The sequence below is a fragment of the Rahnella sp. PCH160 genome, from assembly GCF_047784855.1.
GTDB lineage: Bacteria > Pseudomonadota > Gammaproteobacteria > Enterobacterales > Enterobacteriaceae > Rahnella.
Genome location: NZ_JBLOGT010000001.1, coordinates 4,137,666 through 4,154,768, shown reverse-complemented (window position 1 = coordinate 4,154,768; position 17,103 = coordinate 4,137,666). Strand labels below are relative to the sequence as shown.

The following is a 17,103-nucleotide window of genomic DNA, read 5'->3' as shown; positions in this document are numbered from 1 at the left end:
ATCACATGAAATTCAGTGAACTCTGGTTGCGTGAATGGGTAAACCCAGCCATCAGCAGCGAAGCATTATCAGACCAAATCACCATGGCCGGCCTGGAAGTGGACGGCGTTGAGCCTGTCGCAGGTGCATTTAACGGCGTCGTGGTCGGTGAAGTTGTCGAATGTGGTCAGCATCCAAACGCAGACAAACTGCGTGTCACGAAAGTGAACGTGGGTGGCGATCGCCTGCTGGACATCGTTTGTGGCGCACCAAACTGCCGTCAGGGCCTTAAAGTTGCCGTCGCCACAGTGGGTGCAGTATTGCCGGGTGATTTCAAAATCAAGGCAGCCAAACTGCGTGGCGAACCGTCTGAAGGCATGTTGTGCTCTTTCTCGGAGCTGGCGATTGCAGACGATCACGATGGCATTATCGAATTGCCGCAGGATGCCCCTGTGGGGACTGATATTCGTGAATTCCTGAAGCTGGACGACACGACGATCGAAATCAGCGTAACGCCAAACCGTGCGGATTGCCTGGGTATTCTGGGTGTGGCGCGTGACGTTGCCGTGATTAACCAGCTTCCGCTGGTTGAGCCGGAAATGAACCCGGTTAAAGCTACCATTGATACCGCAATTTCTATCGATGTTCAGGCACCGCAGGCTTGTCCGCGTTATCTGGGCCGTGTGATCAAAGGCATCAACGTGAAGGCACCGACGCCGTTGTGGATGCGTGAAAAACTGCGCCGCTGCGGTACGCGTTCCATTGATGCTGTTGTCGATATCACCAACTACGTACTGCTTGAACTCGGTCAGCCAATGCATGCCTTCGACCTGAACCGTATCCACGGCGGTATCGTTGTGCGCATGGCGAAAAAAGACGAAGCACTGACTTTGCTTGATGGCACCAAAGCTAAACTGAACGACGATACTCTGGTAATTGCTGACCACGAGAAAGCACTGGCGATGGCCGGTATTTTTGGTGGCGAGCATTCCGGTGTGAACGATGAAACTCAGGACGTGCTGCTGGAATCTGCGTTCTTTGCGCCGTTGTCGATCACTGGCCGCGCGCGCCGTCAGGGTCTGCACACCGATGCATCACACCGTTATGAGCGTGGTGTTGACCCGCAACTGCAATTCAAAGCTATCGAACGCGCAACCGCCTTGCTGCTGAGCATTTGTGGTGGCGAAGCCGGCCCGGTTATTGACGTAACGTCAGACGCTGACTTGCCGAAAGCCGCAACCATTACCTTGCGTCGCGAAAAACTGGATCGCCTGATTGGGCATCACGTTGAAGATGTGCAGGTGACCGATATTCTGACCCGTCTGGGCTGCCAGGTTCAGCATAAAGGCGATCATTGGGTGGCTGTGGCGCCAAGCTGGCGCTTCGACATGCAAATCGAAGAAGATCTGGTGGAAGAAGTTGCCCGTGTTTACGGTTACAACAACATCCCTGATGTGCCGGTGAAAGCCAGCCTGGTGATGACCAAACACCGTGAAGCGAATCTGTCACTGAAACGTGTGAAAAATCTTCTGGTTGACCGTGGTTTCCAGGAAGCAATCACCTACAGTTTCGTTGATCCCAAAGTGCAGGCATTGCTGCATCCGGGCGAAGAAGCGCTGATTTTGCCAAGCCCGATCTCCGTAGAAATGTCGGCAATGCGTCTTTCCCTGTGGTCTGGCCTGCTGACTGCGGTGGTAAATAATCAAAATCGTCAGCAAAGTCGCGTCCGTTTATTCGAAAGCGGCCTGCGCTTTGTGCCTGATACTCATGCTGATTTGGGTATCCGTCAGGACGTCATGCTGTCTGGTGTGATCTCCGGCATGAAAAATGAAGAGCATTGGGATCTGGCGCGTCAGGCAGTTGACTACTACGATTTGAAAGGTGATCTTGAGGCTATTCTTGAGCTTACCGGCAAAATGAACGATGTACAGTTCAAGGTCGAATCGAATCCTGCACTGCATCCAGGGCAGAGCGCAGCAATTTATTTACGCGGCGAACGTATTGGTTTCATTGGTGTAGTACACCCGGAACTGGAACGTAAACTGGATCTTAATGGTCGTACTGTCGTCTTCGAACTGCTGTGGAATAAGGTCGCAGACCGCGTACTGCCTGATGCGAAAGAGATTTCTCGCTTCCCGGCGAACCGTCGTGACATCGCTGTTGTTGTGGCTGAAAACGTGGCCGCAGACGATATTTTGGCAGAGTGCAAGAAAGTTGGCGCAAATCAGGTAGTTGGCGTAAACTTGTTTGATGTGTACCGTGGCAAGGGCGTAGCTGAGGGTTACAAGAGCCTGGCTATCAGTCTGGTGTTGCAGGATACCGCCCGTACACTGGAAGAAGAGGAGATCGCCGCTACCGTTGCAAAATGCGTAGAGGCTCTAAAACAGCGATTCCAAGCATCCTTGAGGGATTGAACCTATGGCGCTTACTAAAGCTGAAATGTCAGAACACCTGTTTGAGAAGCTCGGGCTGAGCAAACGGGATGCCAAAGACCTTGTTGAAATATTTTTCGAAGAAGTCCGTCGTGCTTTGGAAAATGGCGAGCAAGTTAAACTGTCTGGCTTTGGCAATTTTGATCTGCGTGACAAAAACCAACGTCCGGGACGTAACCCGAAAACCGGCGAAGATATTCCGATCACGGCGCGTCGTGTGGTGACTTTCCGTCCGGGACAGAAATTGAAAAGTCGTGTAGAGAATGCCACTCCGAAAGAATAAGTGAAATCATCAAAAAGGCCGCGAAAGCGGCCTTTTTTTTGCTCTTTTTTTGTGATCGTCTTCACGCATGCACGGACACGAATTTAACGCTTTTAAGTTATTAGCACAGAAAGTGAAAAGATAGTGTTAAAGGGGTGGGCGCTTCAGGATTAGTCTGATAGATTAAATTTCAAGGCCGAAAGAGATGTGTAATTATTATTTGATGTGTAAGCGATAATAATTAAAAAGGGGCCGGAGCCCCTAAGTTAAATAACTCAATGTGTTCAGGTTAAAATGTGCACACATTTATTCTCCAGACGAGTGGCCTGAAAACACTAGAGAGAAATTAGAAACTTAAATTAGTGGTCGTAGAACATACCTGGCCCACCAGGACCACCACCGCCGCCATGACCACCACCGTGACCGCCGCCACCACCAGGGCCCCAAAACGGCGGAAATAAACAGCCGCTGAGACTGACGACGACCAGAGCTACGCTAAATAAAGCTAAAATACGACGCATAAGAGACATCCTTTGTTTGAATAAACAAGGCGAGTATAAAGAGATTGCAATAACGTTGTTGTCAGACTTGCGTTAAGATTTGTTAGAGTCGTAATAAGAATTGAATAGATAATATTTTTCATCCTGTTGAGTTATTTCAATCAGGATATATTTGTATTTTTATTGTAAGGTCTCGGCAAGTTATCCGAAAATGCGCTTATTTCTCATGTTCACTTCTATTCCCCACTGATATAAAAAACACGTCATATAAAATAAAGAAGGCGTGACCATCGTGAAAAAATCTCTCTTATTGCTTTGTTGTGCACTGGCATTGCCTGTGATCGCGCAGGCAAATGTTTCTATTGATGTTAGCGTGCCTGGCGTAACGCTACACCTCGGGGATCAGGATCAGCGCGGTTACTACTGGGATGGCTATGACTGGCGTCCACCACAGTGGTGGCGCGAGCATCAGGGCCATCATTACGGTGATCGTAATGAACGTGGTATGTACTGGCATGGCAACCGCTGGGATTCCAGACCGCCGCAGCGCGGGCATTCGAATCCACCGCCAAGACCGCAACCTCAGCAGCACAATCAGGGCCGCCCAAACGGCGGTGATCATCGTGATAATAATGGTCATCCTGGCGGCAACGGCCAGCAGGGCGGTCATAACGAGCAACACGGAAAAGGTAACGGACAACCGATCCCGCCAGAGAATCAGCAGGGGCATTAATCCCCGACAGGTAAACATTCATTCTAAGCCGGTGCTCAGTCACCGGCTTTTTTCATTTCTGCGTACCTGTTGTGGAGCTAACTGTCTAATATCGGTAGGATAGTGAAATTCCAGCCACCGGTTTTAAGCCTCAGGGATCCGATATTCATGCCTGCCCCGCAGACCTTTTCTGCTCTCGAACATCAACAGAAGTCGCGCGACAGGCTCTGGTTGTCCGCGCTGGGTCTCTTGCTGCTACTTATTGCTGTACTCAGCCTGAGTGCGGGTGAACGCTGGATCTGGCCAGACGAGTGGCTGAGCAGTGAGGCACACCTTTTCATCTGGCAATTGCGTTTGCCCAGGGCTATAGCCGTCATTCTGGTCGGCGCAAGTCTGGCCGTTGCCGGAGCCGTTATGCAGTCGTTGTTTGAAAACCCGCTTGCGGAGCCGGGTTTGCTTGGTGTTGCAAACGGCGCGGGCGTTGCACTGGTCTTTTGCGTGATGCTCAGTCACGGTTTTTTGCCGGTGTGGGTGATGAGCATCGCGGCCGTTGCAGGCGCGCTGCTCGTCACGTCTTTTCTCTTGTATGTCGCCCGAAAGCGTCTGTTAACCAATGCGCGGATGCTGCTGGTCGGCGTCGCGATTGGCATTGTTTGCAGCGCCCTGATGACCTGGGCAATTTACTTCAGCGACAACCTCGATCTGCGTCAACTGATGTACTGGATGATGGGCGGATTTGGTGGCGTTGACTGGCACCAGATTTGGCTTGGCGCAATGTTACTGCCGGTTCTCCTGTGGCTACTCTTTCAGGGCACCACGCTCAATTTGCTGTCCCTGGGCACACAGCAGGCACAGCAGTTGGGGATTTCACTGAACGCCTGGCGCTTTATTTTGGTGCTTTCGGTTGGCTGGATGGTTGGGATCAGCGTTGCTCTGGCCGGAGTCATTGGTTTTATCGGGCTGGTTATTCCGCATATTCTCCGGCTTTGCGGTATTACCGATCAGCGCCGTTTGCTCCCGGCCTGCGCCCTGAGCGGGGCGGCGGTTCTGCTGCTGGCTGATGTGATCGCACGTATTGGTTTATATGCGGCAGAATTGCCCGTTGGGGTAGTGACTGCCACGCTCGGCGCGCCGGTTTTCATCTGGCTGCTGGTGAGAAACGGACAAATTCGCTGATCCTTTATGACGGGTCGGCTATGCTCATGCTTTACCAACCCACAAAACTCAGGATAAAACGATGAGTACGCCTATTTTTGATATCTCCCTGAAAACCATCGACGGTGAAAATACCACGCTTGGTGCATACAAAGGTTCGGTTCTTCTGGTCGTCAATGTAGCGTCGCAATGCGGTCTGACGAAGCAATACGAAGGGCTGGAAAGTCTTTATCAAACTTTGCATCCGGAAGGTTTTGAGGTGCTTGGGTTCCCGTGCAACGAGTTTGGCGCGCAGGAGCCGGGTACAGAAGATGAAATCAAAACTTTCTGCACCACCAATTTTGGTGTGAAATTCCCGATGTTCAGCAAAATTGACGTTAACGGTGAACATCGTCATCCGCTTTATTCTGCGCTGATCGCCGCCCGCCCTGAAGCCGTTAAACCTAAAGACAGCGCGTTTTACGAACGTCTGGCCAGCAAAGGGCGTGAGCCTGTTAAGCCGGAAAATATCTTGTGGAATTTTGAAAAATTCCTGATCGGCCGCGACGGCACTGTGCTCGGACGTTTTGCGCCGGACATGACGCCGGAAGATCCGCTGCTGGTGGATGCCATTAAAGCTGCACTGGCAAAGTAATCCGTTACTGATTAAAAGAGCAGGGAGCGCAGATGCTGGAATGTCGTGAGGTGAGCGTAAGCGGTCGTCTTCGTGCGTTTAGCGCGCGGGTTTCGCCCGGCAGCCGGATCCACCTTATCGGGCCGAACGGCGCGGGGAAAAGCACCCTGCTGGCCAGACTGGCGGGGATTTCCGGTACAGGCGGTGAAGTGTTGATCGGCAAGGAAAAACTGACGGCTATTTCGGGGCCGAGGCTGGCACGTCTGCGCGCCTGGCTTTGTCAGCAACTGACGCCTGCGACGCTGATGCCGGTGTTTCAATATCTGTCATTGCACCAGCCGCCCGGCGCTTCTCCCGTTCTTTTAGAAAATACGATTGGCCGGTTGTGTGATGTGTTACAGCTCAGCGATAAACTTTCGCGTCCTGTGACGCATCTTTCCGGCGGGGAATGGCAACGCGTCAGACTGGCAGCGGTGTTGCTGCAGGTCTGGCCGGCGGTGAATCCTGACAGCCAGCTGTTATTTCTCGATGAGCCTGCAAACAGTCTGGATGTCGCACAACAGCAGGCACTCGACCAGTTACTGACCGAGTTTTGTGCCGCTGGTCGTTCTGTTATCGTCAGCGATCATGATCTGAACCATACCTTGCATCACGCACATCAGGTCTGGTTGATGTCGGCGGGAAAAGTGGTTGCCGCAGGGGAATGTTCCGAGGTTATGCAGGCAGAGGCACTTTCTGCGGTATATAAAGTGGCCTTTCAGATACATGCTCTGGCGGGGCGTCGCTGGATAATGACAACACCGTCATTAATCTGAGTTTAATGAATAGCAGTTTAATTATATAATTAACGGGTTTTCAACATTCCCGGCGTGCTTATATTGTTCATAAAAAACACAATGTTCATTTTTTTTAAATAAAGTTCATTTTTTTAATGAAAGAATAAATAATCTAACTTTCTGTAATGGAAGGTTTTTTGTGTTTTCCTGCTGTTTATTTCCACTCCATTTACTTTCTGTTTAACTTCACAAAACTGGAAAATCCTTAAGGTTAAATTAAGCTTAAACCGACATGATAAGAGTGATAAATTCAGGGCGGCGTTTACTTACGGTTAAATAAATGCGGTCTAAAGTCGGTATGAGTTAATTACCTTTTGGGATAGCGTAATGGAAAACTTTTTGCCTTTCTCCCGCCCGTCGATGGGTGATGAAGAGATTGAGGCTGTGGGGCAGGTTTTGCGCTCCGGTTGGATCACCACCGGCCCGCAGACACACCAGCTCGAACAGGATTTTTCTGCAGCTTTCGGTTGTAAACACGCGATAGCAGTCAGTTCTGCAACCGGTGGAATGCACGTAACGTTGATGGCGCTGGGCATTGGCCCCGGCGATGAAGTGATCACCCCTTCCCAAACCTGGGTTTCCACCCTAAACATGATTGTTCTGCTGGGCGCTGAGCCCGTGATGATTGATGTGGATCCCGATACCCTGATGGTCAGCGCAGAAGATGTGGCTGCGGCCATCACGCCGAAAACCAAAGCGATTATTCCGGTTCACTACGCGGGCGCGCCTTTAGATCTTGATCCGATTTATGCTGTGGCAAACCAGCACGGCATTCAGGTTATTGAAGACGCTGCGCATGCCGCCGGCACGCGTTACCGTGACCGCTGGATTGGTTCGCAGGGCACCGCGATTTTCTCCTTCCACGCCATCAAAAATATGACCTGTGCAGAAGGCGGCCTGATCGCCACCGATGACGACGTGCTGGCCGATAAAGTGCGCGCACTCAAATTCCACGGTTTGGCTGTTGATGCGTTTGATCGTCAGGTTCAGGGGCGTAAACCGCAGGCGGAAGTCGTTGAGCCCGGTTTCAAATACAACCTTTCCGATATTCATGCCGCAATTGCCGTTGTGCAACTGAAGCGTTTGACACAAATTAATGCCCGCCGTACCGAGCTGGCGCAGCGTTATCTCGAAAAATTGCAGGGTTCTGCATTCCTTCCGATGGGCATTCCGGCGTATCCGCATCTGCACGCGTGGCATTTATTCATGATTCGCGTGGACAAAGAACGCTGCGGGATCACCCGTGATGCGCTGATGGAACGCCTGAAAGAGCAGGGCATCGGAACAGGTTTACATTTCCGTGCCGCTCATACTCAAAAATATTACCGCGAACGCTATCCTGACCTGAGTTTGCCTAACAGCGAATGGAATACCGATCGTTTATGCAGTCTGCCGCTGTTCCCGGATATGCAGGACAGCGACGTTGACCGTGTTGTCGCGGCTCTTTTTTCCCTTCTGGAGGCGCAGTAGTGGCGCAATATGAACCTATCCGTAAAGTCTCGGTAGTTATTCCGGTCTATAACGAAGAAGAAAGTCTGCCGGCGTTACTGTCCCGGACGCAGGCCGCGTGTCGGCAATTAACGCAGCAATACGAAATTATTCTGGTCGATGATGGCAGTGCGGATCGTTCTGCCGATATGCTCACAGCAGCGGCAGAAGAAGCCGGCAGTCACATTATTGCCGTTTTGCTGAACCGTAATTACGGTCAGCACTCCGCGATTATGGCCGGTTTCAGCCATGTCTCGGGTGATCTGGTGATTACGCTCGACGCCGACCTGCAAAACCCGCCGGAAGAAATTCCGCGCCTCGTGGCGAAAGCGGATGAAGGTTATGACGTTGTCGGCACTGTTCGCGCAAACCGCCGTGATTCCTGGTTCCGCAAAACCGCATCAAAAATGATCAACATGATGATCCAGCGCGCGACCGGGAAATCGATGGGTGATTACGGCTGTATGCTCCGTGCTTACCGTCGTCACATCATTGAAGCCATGTTGCACTGCCATGAGCGCAGCACGTTTATTCCCATTCTGGCGAATACCTTTGCGCGTAAAACGGTAGAAATTCCGGTTCAGCATTCCGAACGCGAATTTGGTGATTCCAAATACAGCCTGATGAAACTGATCAACCTGATGTATGACCTGATCACCTGTCTGACCACAACACCGCTGCGCATGCTCAGCGTGGTGGGCAGCGTAATTGCCATCTTCGGTTTCCTGCTGGCCGTATTCCTGATTTTAATGCGCCTTATCAACGGCCCTGCTTGGGCGGCGGAAGGTGTGTTCACGCTATTTGCATTGCTATTTATGTTTATCGGTGCGCAGTTTGTGGGTATGGGATTACTCGGTGAATACATCGGGCGTATCTACAACGATGTTCGTGCACGTCCCCGTTATTTCGTTCAAAAAGTCGTCGGCGTTCGTTCCGAAGAAAACAGTCAGGAAGAAGAGTGATGAAAGCGATAGTATTTGCCTACCATGATATCGGTTGCGTTGGTTTACAGGCTTTAGTTGATGCAGGCTACGACGTACAGGCAGTCTTTACCCATACTGATGCCCCGAATGAAAACCAGTTTTTCTCTTCAGTCGCCCGTGTGGGTGCTGATTTGGATCTGCCTGTTTATGCACCTGAAGATGTTAACCATCCGCTGTGGGTTGACCGCATTCGTGCCTTGCAGCCAGATGTGATTTTCTCTTTCTACTACCGCAACATGCTGAGCGAAGAGATTTTATCTCTCGCGCCGCGCGGTGGCTTCAACCTGCATGGTTCCCTGTTGCCACGCTATCGTGGCCGCGCTCCGGTAAACTGGGCGCTGCTGAATGGCGAAACGGAAACCGGCGTTACCTTGCACAAAATGGTGAAACGTCCTGATGCGGGCGATATTGTTGGCCAGCAGAAAGTCGCGATTACCGCGGATGATACGGCGCTGAAACTGCACACCAAAGTGCGTGAAGCGGCAAAAGAGTTGCTGACCAAACTGCTGCCGGAAATGAAAGCAGGCAAAATCACCCTGACGCCACAAGACGAAACGCAGGCGAGCTATTTTGGCCGTCGCACTGCGGCTGACGGTGAAATTCACTGGCACAAATCTGCAACCGAAATTCATAACCTGATCCGCGCCGTAACCGAACCTTATCCGGGGGCATTCTCGTTCCTGGGCCAGCGCAAACTGACTATCTGGCGTGCGCGTCCGCTGGCGACTCAGCATGACAAACTGCCGGGCACCGTGCTTTCTTCTGATCCGCTGACCATCGCCTGTGGCGAAGGCGCGCTGGAAGTGCTGGCCGGACAGAGCGAAAACGGCCTGTACGTACAGGGTTCCCGTCTGGCGCTTGAACTGGGCATTATGCCGGACATGCGCGTTGCCACGCTGCCAACGGCCGTGATGAAACGCCGTACCCGCGTTCTGATTTTGGGCGTGAACGGCTTTATCGGTAACCACCTGAGCGAACGTCTGCTGCGCGAAGATCGTTATGAAATTTACGGTCTGGATATCAGCTCTGACGCGGTCAGCCGCTTCATGGGCAATCCGCATTTCCATTTTGTCGAAGGCGATATCAGCATTCATTCCGAGTGGATTGAATATCACATCAAAAAATGTGACGTCGTGTTGCCGCTGGTGGCTATCGCAACGCCAATCGAATATACCCGTAACCCGTTACGCGTATTCGAACTGGATTTCGAAGAAAACCTGAAGATTGTCCGCGACTGCGTGAAATACAAAAAACGTATTATCTTCCCATCCACGTCTGAAGTTTATGGCATGTGCGATGACAAAGAATTTGATGAAGATAACTCACGTCTGATTGTCGGCCCGATCAACAAACAGCGCTGGATTTACTCCGTTTCCAAGCAACTGCTGGACCGCGTAATCTGGGCTTACGGCGCGAAAGAAGGGCTGAGATTTACCCTGTTCCGTCCGTTTAACTGGATGGGACCCCGCCTGGATAACCTGGACGCGGCACGTATCGGCAGCTCACGCGCTATCACTCAGTTGATCCTCAACCTGGTTGAAGGTTCTCCAATCAAACTGGTTGACGGCGGTGAGCAGAAACGATGCTTCACCGACATCAATGACGGTATCGAAGCGCTGTTCCGTATTATCGAAAACCGCGACAACCTGTGCGATGGTCAGATCATCAACATCGGTAACCCGACCAACGAAGCGAGTATTCGTGAACTGGCCGAAATGTTGCTGAGCAGTTTCGAAGCCCACCCGTTACGCGCACAGTTCCCGCCTTTTGCCGGTTTCAATCTGGTTGAAAGCAGTGCCTATTACGGTAAAGGTTATCAGGACGTTGAACACCGCACGCCGAGTATCAAAAATGCGCGCCGTCTGCTGAACTGGACACCTGAAATCGGCATGGATAAAACCGTTGCTGAAACGCTGGATTTCTTCCTGCGTTCTGTCAATCCTGATGCTGACAAAGCCTGAAACGGTGTCTGTGATGAAGAAAGTGGGTCTGCGCATTGATGTAGATACCTGGAGTGGCACCCGTGAGGGTGTCCCTCAGCTTCTGCAAGTCCTCTCGAAACATAACATTACCGCCAGTTTCTTCTTCAGCGTTGGGCCGGATAACATGGGGCGTCACTTGTGGCGCCTGCTTAAACCGCGCTTTTTGTGGAAGATGCTTCGCTCTAATGCCGCCTCGCTTTACGGCTGGGATATCCTGCTTGCCGGAACCGCATGGCCAGGGAAACTCATTGCCCGGGATCTGGGTTATCTGATGAAAGAAACGGCCAAACGCGGGCATGAAGTGGGTTTGCACGCTTGGGATCATCAGGGCTGGCAGGCCAAAGTCGGTAAATGGTCAGAGCAACAGCTCGAACAGCAAATCAAGCTGGGGCTGGATGCACTGGAAAAAAGCCTGGGTCACGACGTCGAATGTTCAGCCGTAGCAGGTTGGCGTGCCGATGAACGCGTGATTGAGGTGAAAGAGCGGTTCCATTTTTATTACAACAGCGACTGTCGCGGGAAATATCCTTTCCTGCCGGTGCTGGAAAACGGCACGCTGGGCACGGTGCAAATTCCGGTAACATTGCCCACTTACGATGAAGTCGCCGGTGGCGAAATTAATGCAGACAACTTCAATGATTTTATTCTCAATGCCATTATTGAGGATCAGGGTGTGCCGGTTTACACCATTCATGCAGAAGTTGAAGGCATGTCATTAGCTGCGCAGTTCGATGCGCTATTAATTCGTGCCGCCGCGCAGGGGATCCAGTTCTGTGCGTTAGGCGAATTGTTGCCTGAAGACCTAAGTGTGTTGCCAAAAGGCAAAGTGGTTCGCGCCAGTTTTCCGGGTCGGGAAGGCTGGTTAGGCTGTCAGCAAGAAGGTTTTTCCTGATGTCTAAATCCCTGAAAGGCGTATGGAGCACATTGATTTTAGTGTTCTTTGCGCTGGTTTACCTTGTACCTCTTAATTCCCGCCTGTTATGGCAGCCCGATGAAACCCGTTATGCAGAGATCAGCCACGAAATGTTACAGCGCGGCGACTGGGTTGTGCCGCATCTTCTGGGTTTACGTTATTTTGAAAAACCGGTGGCCGGTTACTGGTTTAACAACATCAGCCAGATGATTTTTGGCGACAGCAATTTCGCGGTTCGCTTTGGTTCTGTGTTCAGCACTTTACTGAGCGCATTGCTGGTCTTCTGGCTGGCGAACCTGATGTGGCGTAACCGCCAGACCGCCTGCATCGCAACACTGATTTATCTTTCCTTCACGCTGGTATTCAGTATCGGTACTTACAGTGTGATGGATCCGATGATTACCTTGTGGATGACTGCCGCGATGGTCGCCAGTTATTTCTGCCTGCGGGTTTCCCGTACACCGCAGAAAGCGCTGAGCTGGATTGTGCTGGGTCTGGCCTGCGGTATGGGCTTCATGACCAAAGGTTTTCTGGCGCTGGCATTACCGGTGATTGCGGTTCTGCCGATTGTCTGGCGTGAAAAACGTTTCAAAACCCTGTTTGGCTGGGGGCCGCTGGCGATTGTGGCTGCGGTTGTTATCAGCCTTCCGTGGGTGTTGGCTATCGCCCGTGAGGCACCGGATTTCTGGCGTTATTTCTTCTGGGTTGAGCATATTCAGCGTTTCGCCGAATCCAATGCGCAACATAAAGCGCCGTTCTGGTACTACGTGCCGGTCTTGTTGCTCGGGGCTTTGCCGTGGCTTGGGCTGCTGCCGGGAGCTTTACGCGATGGCTGGACGAAACGTGTGCTGCGACCGGAATTATTTTTCCTGCTGAGCTGGACGATTATGCCGCTGATTTTCTTCAGCGTGGCGAAGGGGAAATTGCCGACGTACATCTTGCCATGCTTCGCCCCTCTGGCACTGCTTATGGCCGATCATCTTGATCAGCTCCGTCAGTCCGGAAAATTGCGGGCGCTGAAAGCCAATGGCACCATTAATATCGCGTTTGGCGTGTTGATGGCGGTTGCGGTGCTGGTGATCTCCGGTATCTTGCCGATCCATGTTAAACCGGTATTCAGCCGTGGCGAATTGCCGCGTGCGCTGATTGGTATTCTGTGCTTTGCGGTGTGGGCACTTGCTGGCGCAATGTCCCTGACTGACGTGAAAAAACGCTGGTACTGGGCGGCGGTTTGTCCGCTGGTACTGGCGCTTCTGGTCGGGCAGGCGATTCCGCAAAAAGTGATGGACTCCAAACAGCCACAAGGATTCATCGGGCAAAATGCTGCGATGTTGCAGGACAGTCGTTTTGTGCTGTCGGATAATGTGGGGATTGCAACCGGCCTGGCCTGGGTGCTTAAGCGCGACGATATCATCATGTTTGGTGAAAAGGGCGAGCTGGAATATGGCCTGAGTTATCCGGATGCTGCGTCAAAATTTGTTGATTCCGCCGAATTCCCGGAGTGGTTACAAAAAGCGCGTCAGGAAGGAAACGTTTCTGTGATCCTCAGACTCGACAGAAATGCAGGTATCTCCGGCAAACTTCCGCCAGCCGACCAGACGGTACAGATAGAACGTCAGGCGCTGTTGTTCTACAAAAAACTTCCATGACAGGATTCCTTCTGGTTCTTGCCGTAAGCATCATCACCTGTGCCGGTCAGCTTTGTCAGAAGCAGGCCGCACAGGTCGCGGCTGACGGCCTTGCCCGTGTCTTACGCTGGCTAGGCCTGGCGGTATTGCTGCTCGGCATTGCGATGTTGTTATGGTTGCGTGTGTTGCAACTGCTGCCGCTGAGCCTGGCGTACCCGATGCTTAGTCTGAATTTTGTGCTGATCACACTCTGTGCCCGCTGGTTTTTCAAAGAATACGTTGATGCCCGCCACTGGTGTGGTGTGGCACTGATCATGACCGGTATCGCACTGATGAGTGTCAGTTTATGAAAGGATATTTGTGGGGCGGGGCGAGTGTTCTGCTGGTGACAGCGGCGCAATTGCTGATGAAATGGGGCATGGTGCAGATCCCGTTGTTTTCACTGGCGGAGCTCAACATTCCTTTTTTAGTCAGCTACTTAAGCCCGCTGATTGCTGTCTTTCTGGGGCTGTGTGGATATGCTTTTTCGATGGGATGCTGGTTCTTTGCATTACGCTATTTGCCGCTGAACCGGGCTTATACCTTGCTGAGTTTAAGCTATGCGCTGGTGTATATCGCGGCGGTGACACTGCCGTGGTTCAACGAAAGCTTCAGCTTAACCAAAACATTGGGCGGGCTGCTGATCTTGTCCGGTGTCTGGTTAATTCACAGCAAACCGGTAAAAAGCGTCCATTAAAAACAGCTTTAAACGATAAAAAACATTATTAAATATTGGATGACGGATAAAATAGCGCTAAATTCTATTAGTTCTTAGATAACGGCGACTTATCCGGTCCGCGCAAATCCCCGCGTCTGACCCTGCCGTGATGCAATTCAAGAAGGAATGCACTATGCGCTGGTCATCCGTATCCATGTATTCCCTGCTGGCTGTTGCTGCGTTAATTCTTAACGGCTGTAGCAGCCACGCGCCACCGCCAAGCGGGCGTTTTGCCGATTCAATTACTGTTGTTGCCGAACTGAATGACCAGCTCAGTCAGTGGCACGGCGCGCCTTATCGCTACGGCGGATTGCAGCCCAGCGGTGTCGACTGCTCCGGCTTTGTGTTTCGCACGTACCGTGATCGTTTTGGCGTGGTTTTACCACGAACAACGGCCGATCAAACCAAAATCGGAACCAAAGTTTCCCGCGACGAACTCCTCCCCGGTGACCTGGTTTTCTTTAAAACCGGCAGCGGTGAAAATGGATTACACGTCGGTATTTATGATACCGCCGACCAGTTTATTCACGCCTCGACCAGCCAGGGCGTAACGCGTTCTTCCCTGGATAATGTTTACTGGCGCAAAGTTTACTGGCAGGCACGACGCATCTGATGCCGTGCTGTAAAAGTATTCCCCCTGATTTCGCTGCGTATTTCATCCTGTTTTTTGCTGTTATTATCGGAGCAGACTTTTTCAGGATGAATATGCGATGAAACCTCTCAGATTATTACTTTCCGACTCTTACGATCCCTGGTTCAATCTGGCCGTGGAAGACTGTATTTTTCGCGAGATGACCACGCAGCGTGTCCTCTTTTTATGGAGGAATGCCGAAACCGTGGTGATCGGTCAGGCGCAAAACCCGTGGAAAGAATGCAATACCCGTGCAATGGAAGAAGACGGTATTCGTCTGGCGCGCCGCAGCAGCGGTGGCGGGGCGGTCTTTCACGATCTGGGCAATACATGTTTTACGTTTATGGCGGGCAAACCGGAATACGATAAAAGCGTCTCGACCGGCATTATCCTTAACGCCTTAAAAAACCTTGGCATTGATGCCAGTGCGTCAGGGCGCAACGATTTGGTGGTTCAGACTGCCGAAGGTGAAAGAAAAATATCCGGATCGGCTTATCGTGAAACCGCGGATCGCGGTTTCCATCATGGCACGTTGTTGCTCAACGCCGACCTGAGCCGCCTGGCAAACTACCTGAATCCCGATATCAAAAAACTTCAGGCGAAAGGCATCACGTCTGTGCGTTCTCGGGTGGCAAATCTCAATGAATTTGTCCCGGATATCCATCACGAGCAAATTTGTCAGGCCGTAACCGCCGCATTTTTCGAATGGTACGGTGCGAGTGTCGAACCTGAAATTATCTCTCCCGATGTCTTCCCCGATATTCCCGGTTTCGCTGAACGGTTTGCCAAACAAAGCAGTTGGGAATGGAACTTCGGCAAAGCGCCAGCTTTCAGTCATTTACTCAACGAACGTTTTGTCTGGGGCGGGGTAGATATCCACTTTGATGTCGAAAAAGGCACCATCAGCCGGGCGCAAATTTTCACTGACAGCCTGAATCCTGCGCCCCTGCTGGCGCTGGCCGATGCGCTGGTGGGTACGCGTTACCATGCACAGGACGTTGCGCTGACCTGTCAGGAAATCAGCGCGCAATTTCCGGCGATGCAGGCTGAACTCGATGAACTGCAAACCTGGCTGATTCGCAATATTTCATAAGCCACTATAACCATTAGCTAAAATTTCAGTGAAAGGCTTAACTGTGCGATTGCACAATGGGTAACCTAAATTTTGTCAAAATATGTCTGATAGCGTTCACAGACGAAGTTGCGCGTTTGCATCACTGACGATAAGATTAGTCCGAAAGCCCCTTTCTGACTGAAAGATGCCTCAAAACGAAGGCGCACAGGGGATATATATTCTTACACTTTTTGGTCTCACCGTCGTTCGCGAGATCAACGCTCTACCCTTGAAACCGGATAGGCTCTTTCTTGATATCAATTTCTCTAATATTTCGGTTACGCCTCGGGGCTCCGGTATCTTTATGATCTGATTGATAGTCAAAAAAGTTATTAATCAATTCGCAGTGCCGTTGATGTTTTGGACAAAAATGAAAATACAATTCGATACGGCCTTTAACAGCAGCTATCTGTGCCAGCCGGTTTACTCAATCGAAGGAAAATTACTCGCGATAGAATTACAGTGTCGTTTTTCCAGCGCAGACAGCAAGTTAATCATGCCAACAGAGCTGGTGCTGAACCTTCTAACTCCAGCGCAGCTTCAGCGTTTTCTTAATGAGCAAAAAACGTGGGCTAATGAACATGCCCGGTGGTTTTGCGATAACCAGGTAATTTTGAATATCGGTGTGGAAGAAAAACAGGTAGCGCTATTGCTCGAAGATGAAAATCTTCGCGATGCCTTTAAAGCTCACCCTTTTATTCATCTGAACCTGAGCGAATCATTTCCACAGCTGTCTGAGGGGCGGAAAAATTCGCAACTGATGGCGTTGAAACAATACTTCCCATTGTGGCTGGAAAATTTTGGCTCGGGAAATGTCACCATGGCACCGGTTTTCGATCATCTGTTTCAGTGGGTGAAGCTGGATAAAAATCTGTTCTGGCAGCTGTATGAGGGGGAGCATTTCTCCATTGTGATGCCCTCACTCCTGAGAAATGTGAACAGGTTCTGCCGGAACGTCGTGGTCGATGGCCTGGACAGCCAGGATTATTTTGATGCCCTGCGTAAAACCGATGTTCAGGGTGTCAAAGGGTTGCTCTGGCCGGGCGTTGAACCAGCAGCGCTCGACAAGCTGCTTGTCAGACCCGCCCAATTTCATTAATCGTTAATCTCAGCGCCGA

The 17,103-nt window shown here is 51.3% G+C and carries 16 protein-coding genes; all 16 read left to right on the top strand.

What is annotated here, in order from left to right:
* Positions 1-5: 5 nt before the first annotated feature.
* The 16 genes from pheT to ACM5QY_RS19220 all read left to right on the top strand — a co-directional run bounded on the left by pheT (position 6) and on the right by ACM5QY_RS19220 (position 17,084).
* Positions 6-2,393, top strand: a complete 2,388-nt coding sequence (gene pheT / locus ACM5QY_RS19295) for a phenylalanine--tRNA ligase subunit beta (RefSeq protein WP_416122270.1) — start codon at positions 6-8, stop codon at positions 2,391-2,393.
* 4 nt (positions 2,394-2,397) lie between these two features.
* A complete protein-coding gene (ihfA, locus tag ACM5QY_RS19290; RefSeq protein WP_004089944.1) occupies positions 2,398-2,694 on the top strand; it encodes an integration host factor subunit alpha in 297 nt (98 codons plus the stop codon).
* A gap of 771 nt (positions 2,695-3,465) precedes the next feature.
* The gene (locus ACM5QY_RS19285) at positions 3,466-3,906 is read left to right on the top strand and encodes a DUF2502 domain-containing protein (RefSeq protein ID WP_416122269.1); all 441 of its coding nucleotides are present in this window, start codon (positions 3,466-3,468) and stop codon (positions 3,904-3,906) included.
* A gap of 147 nt (positions 3,907-4,053) precedes the next feature.
* The gene (btuC, locus tag ACM5QY_RS19280; protein ID WP_416122268.1) at positions 4,054-5,061 is read left to right on the top strand and encodes a vitamin B12 ABC transporter permease BtuC; all 1,008 of its coding nucleotides are present in this window, start codon (positions 4,054-4,056) and stop codon (positions 5,059-5,061) included.
* A 61-nt stretch (positions 5,062-5,122) separates the two neighbouring features.
* Complete coding sequence (locus ACM5QY_RS19275; RefSeq protein ID WP_416122267.1) at positions 5,123-5,674, top strand: glutathione peroxidase; 552 nt, start codon at positions 5,123-5,125, stop codon at positions 5,672-5,674.
* A gap of 32 nt (positions 5,675-5,706) precedes the next feature.
* Positions 5,707-6,468, top strand: coding sequence for a vitamin B12 ABC transporter ATP-binding protein BtuD (btuD, locus tag ACM5QY_RS19270; RefSeq protein ID WP_416122266.1), 762 nt, complete (start codon positions 5,707-5,709; stop codon positions 6,466-6,468).
* A 348-nt stretch (positions 6,469-6,816) separates the two neighbouring features.
* Complete coding sequence (arnB, locus tag ACM5QY_RS19265) at positions 6,817-7,959, top strand: UDP-4-amino-4-deoxy-L-arabinose aminotransferase (RefSeq protein ID WP_416122265.1); 1,143 nt, start codon at positions 6,817-6,819, stop codon at positions 7,957-7,959.
* A complete protein-coding gene (gene arnC / locus ACM5QY_RS19260) occupies positions 7,959-8,939 on the top strand; it encodes an undecaprenyl-phosphate 4-deoxy-4-formamido-L-arabinose transferase (RefSeq protein WP_416122264.1) in 981 nt (326 codons plus the stop codon). Before arnB ends, arnC begins: the two co-directional genes overlap by 1 nt.
* Entirely contained in the window at positions 8,939-10,921 is a 1,983-nt protein-coding gene (arnA, locus tag ACM5QY_RS19255) for a bifunctional UDP-4-amino-4-deoxy-L-arabinose formyltransferase/UDP-glucuronic acid oxidase ArnA (RefSeq protein ID WP_416122263.1), read from the top strand. Before arnC ends, arnA begins: the two co-directional genes overlap by 1 nt.
* A 13-nt stretch (positions 10,922-10,934) precedes the next feature.
* Positions 10,935-11,834, top strand: coding sequence for a 4-deoxy-4-formamido-L-arabinose-phosphoundecaprenol deformylase (gene arnD / locus ACM5QY_RS19250; RefSeq protein ID WP_416122262.1), 900 nt, complete (start codon positions 10,935-10,937; stop codon positions 11,832-11,834).
* Positions 11,834-13,504, top strand: a complete 1,671-nt coding sequence (gene arnT / locus ACM5QY_RS19245) for a lipid IV(A) 4-amino-4-deoxy-L-arabinosyltransferase (RefSeq protein WP_416122261.1) — start codon at positions 11,834-11,836, stop codon at positions 13,502-13,504. The genes arnD and arnT overlap by 1 nt, the downstream gene beginning before the upstream one ends.
* The gene (gene arnE / locus ACM5QY_RS19240) at positions 13,501-13,833 is read left to right on the top strand and encodes a 4-amino-4-deoxy-L-arabinose-phosphoundecaprenol flippase subunit ArnE (RefSeq protein ID WP_416122260.1); all 333 of its coding nucleotides are present in this window, start codon (positions 13,501-13,503) and stop codon (positions 13,831-13,833) included. Before arnT ends, arnE begins: the two co-directional genes overlap by 4 nt.
* Positions 13,830-14,219, top strand: coding sequence for a 4-amino-4-deoxy-L-arabinose-phosphoundecaprenol flippase subunit ArnF (gene arnF / locus ACM5QY_RS19235; RefSeq protein ID WP_416122259.1), 390 nt, complete (start codon positions 13,830-13,832; stop codon positions 14,217-14,219). Before arnE ends, arnF begins: the two co-directional genes overlap by 4 nt.
* Positions 14,220-14,373: 154 nt before the next feature.
* Entirely contained in the window at positions 14,374-14,853 is a 480-nt protein-coding gene (locus ACM5QY_RS19230) for an NlpC/P60 family protein (protein WP_082465713.1), read from the top strand.
* A 97-nt stretch (positions 14,854-14,950) separates the two neighbouring features.
* A complete protein-coding gene (locus ACM5QY_RS19225) occupies positions 14,951-15,964 on the top strand; it encodes a lipoate--protein ligase A (protein WP_416122258.1) in 1,014 nt (337 codons plus the stop codon).
* A 334-nt stretch (positions 15,965-16,298) separates the two neighbouring features.
* Complete coding sequence (locus tag ACM5QY_RS19220) at positions 16,299-17,084, top strand: EAL domain-containing protein (protein WP_416122257.1); 786 nt, start codon at positions 16,299-16,301, stop codon at positions 17,082-17,084.
* The last annotated feature ends 19 nt before the right edge of the window (positions 17,085-17,103 follow it).

Coding starts and splice junctions, on each gene's coding strand:
- pheT (WP_416122270.1), top strand. CDS start 6: ATGAAATTCAGTGAACTCTGGTTGCGTGAATGGGTAAACCCAGCCATC.
- ihfA (WP_004089944.1), top strand. CDS start 2,398: ATGGCGCTTACTAAAGCTGAAATGTCAGAACACCTGTTTGAGAAGCTC.
- btuC (WP_416122268.1), top strand. CDS start 4,054: ATGCCTGCCCCGCAGACCTTTTCTGCTCTCGAACATCAACAGAAGTCG.
- ACM5QY_RS19275 (WP_416122267.1), top strand. CDS start 5,123: ATGAGTACGCCTATTTTTGATATCTCCCTGAAAACCATCGACGGTGAA.
- btuD (WP_416122266.1), top strand. CDS start 5,707: ATGCTGGAATGTCGTGAGGTGAGCGTAAGCGGTCGTCTTCGTGCGTTT.
- arnB (WP_416122265.1), top strand. CDS start 6,817: ATGGAAAACTTTTTGCCTTTCTCCCGCCCGTCGATGGGTGATGAAGAG.
- arnA (WP_416122263.1), top strand. CDS start 8,939: ATGAAAGCGATAGTATTTGCCTACCATGATATCGGTTGCGTTGGTTTA.
- arnD (WP_416122262.1), top strand. CDS start 10,935: ATGAAGAAAGTGGGTCTGCGCATTGATGTAGATACCTGGAGTGGCACC.
- arnT (WP_416122261.1), top strand. CDS start 11,834: ATGTCTAAATCCCTGAAAGGCGTATGGAGCACATTGATTTTAGTGTTC.
- arnE (WP_416122260.1), top strand. CDS start 13,501: ATGACAGGATTCCTTCTGGTTCTTGCCGTAAGCATCATCACCTGTGCC.
- arnF (WP_416122259.1), top strand. CDS start 13,830: ATGAAAGGATATTTGTGGGGCGGGGCGAGTGTTCTGCTGGTGACAGCG.
- ACM5QY_RS19230 (WP_082465713.1), top strand. CDS start 14,374: ATGCGCTGGTCATCCGTATCCATGTATTCCCTGCTGGCTGTTGCTGCG.
- ACM5QY_RS19225 (WP_416122258.1), top strand. CDS start 14,951: ATGAAACCTCTCAGATTATTACTTTCCGACTCTTACGATCCCTGGTTC.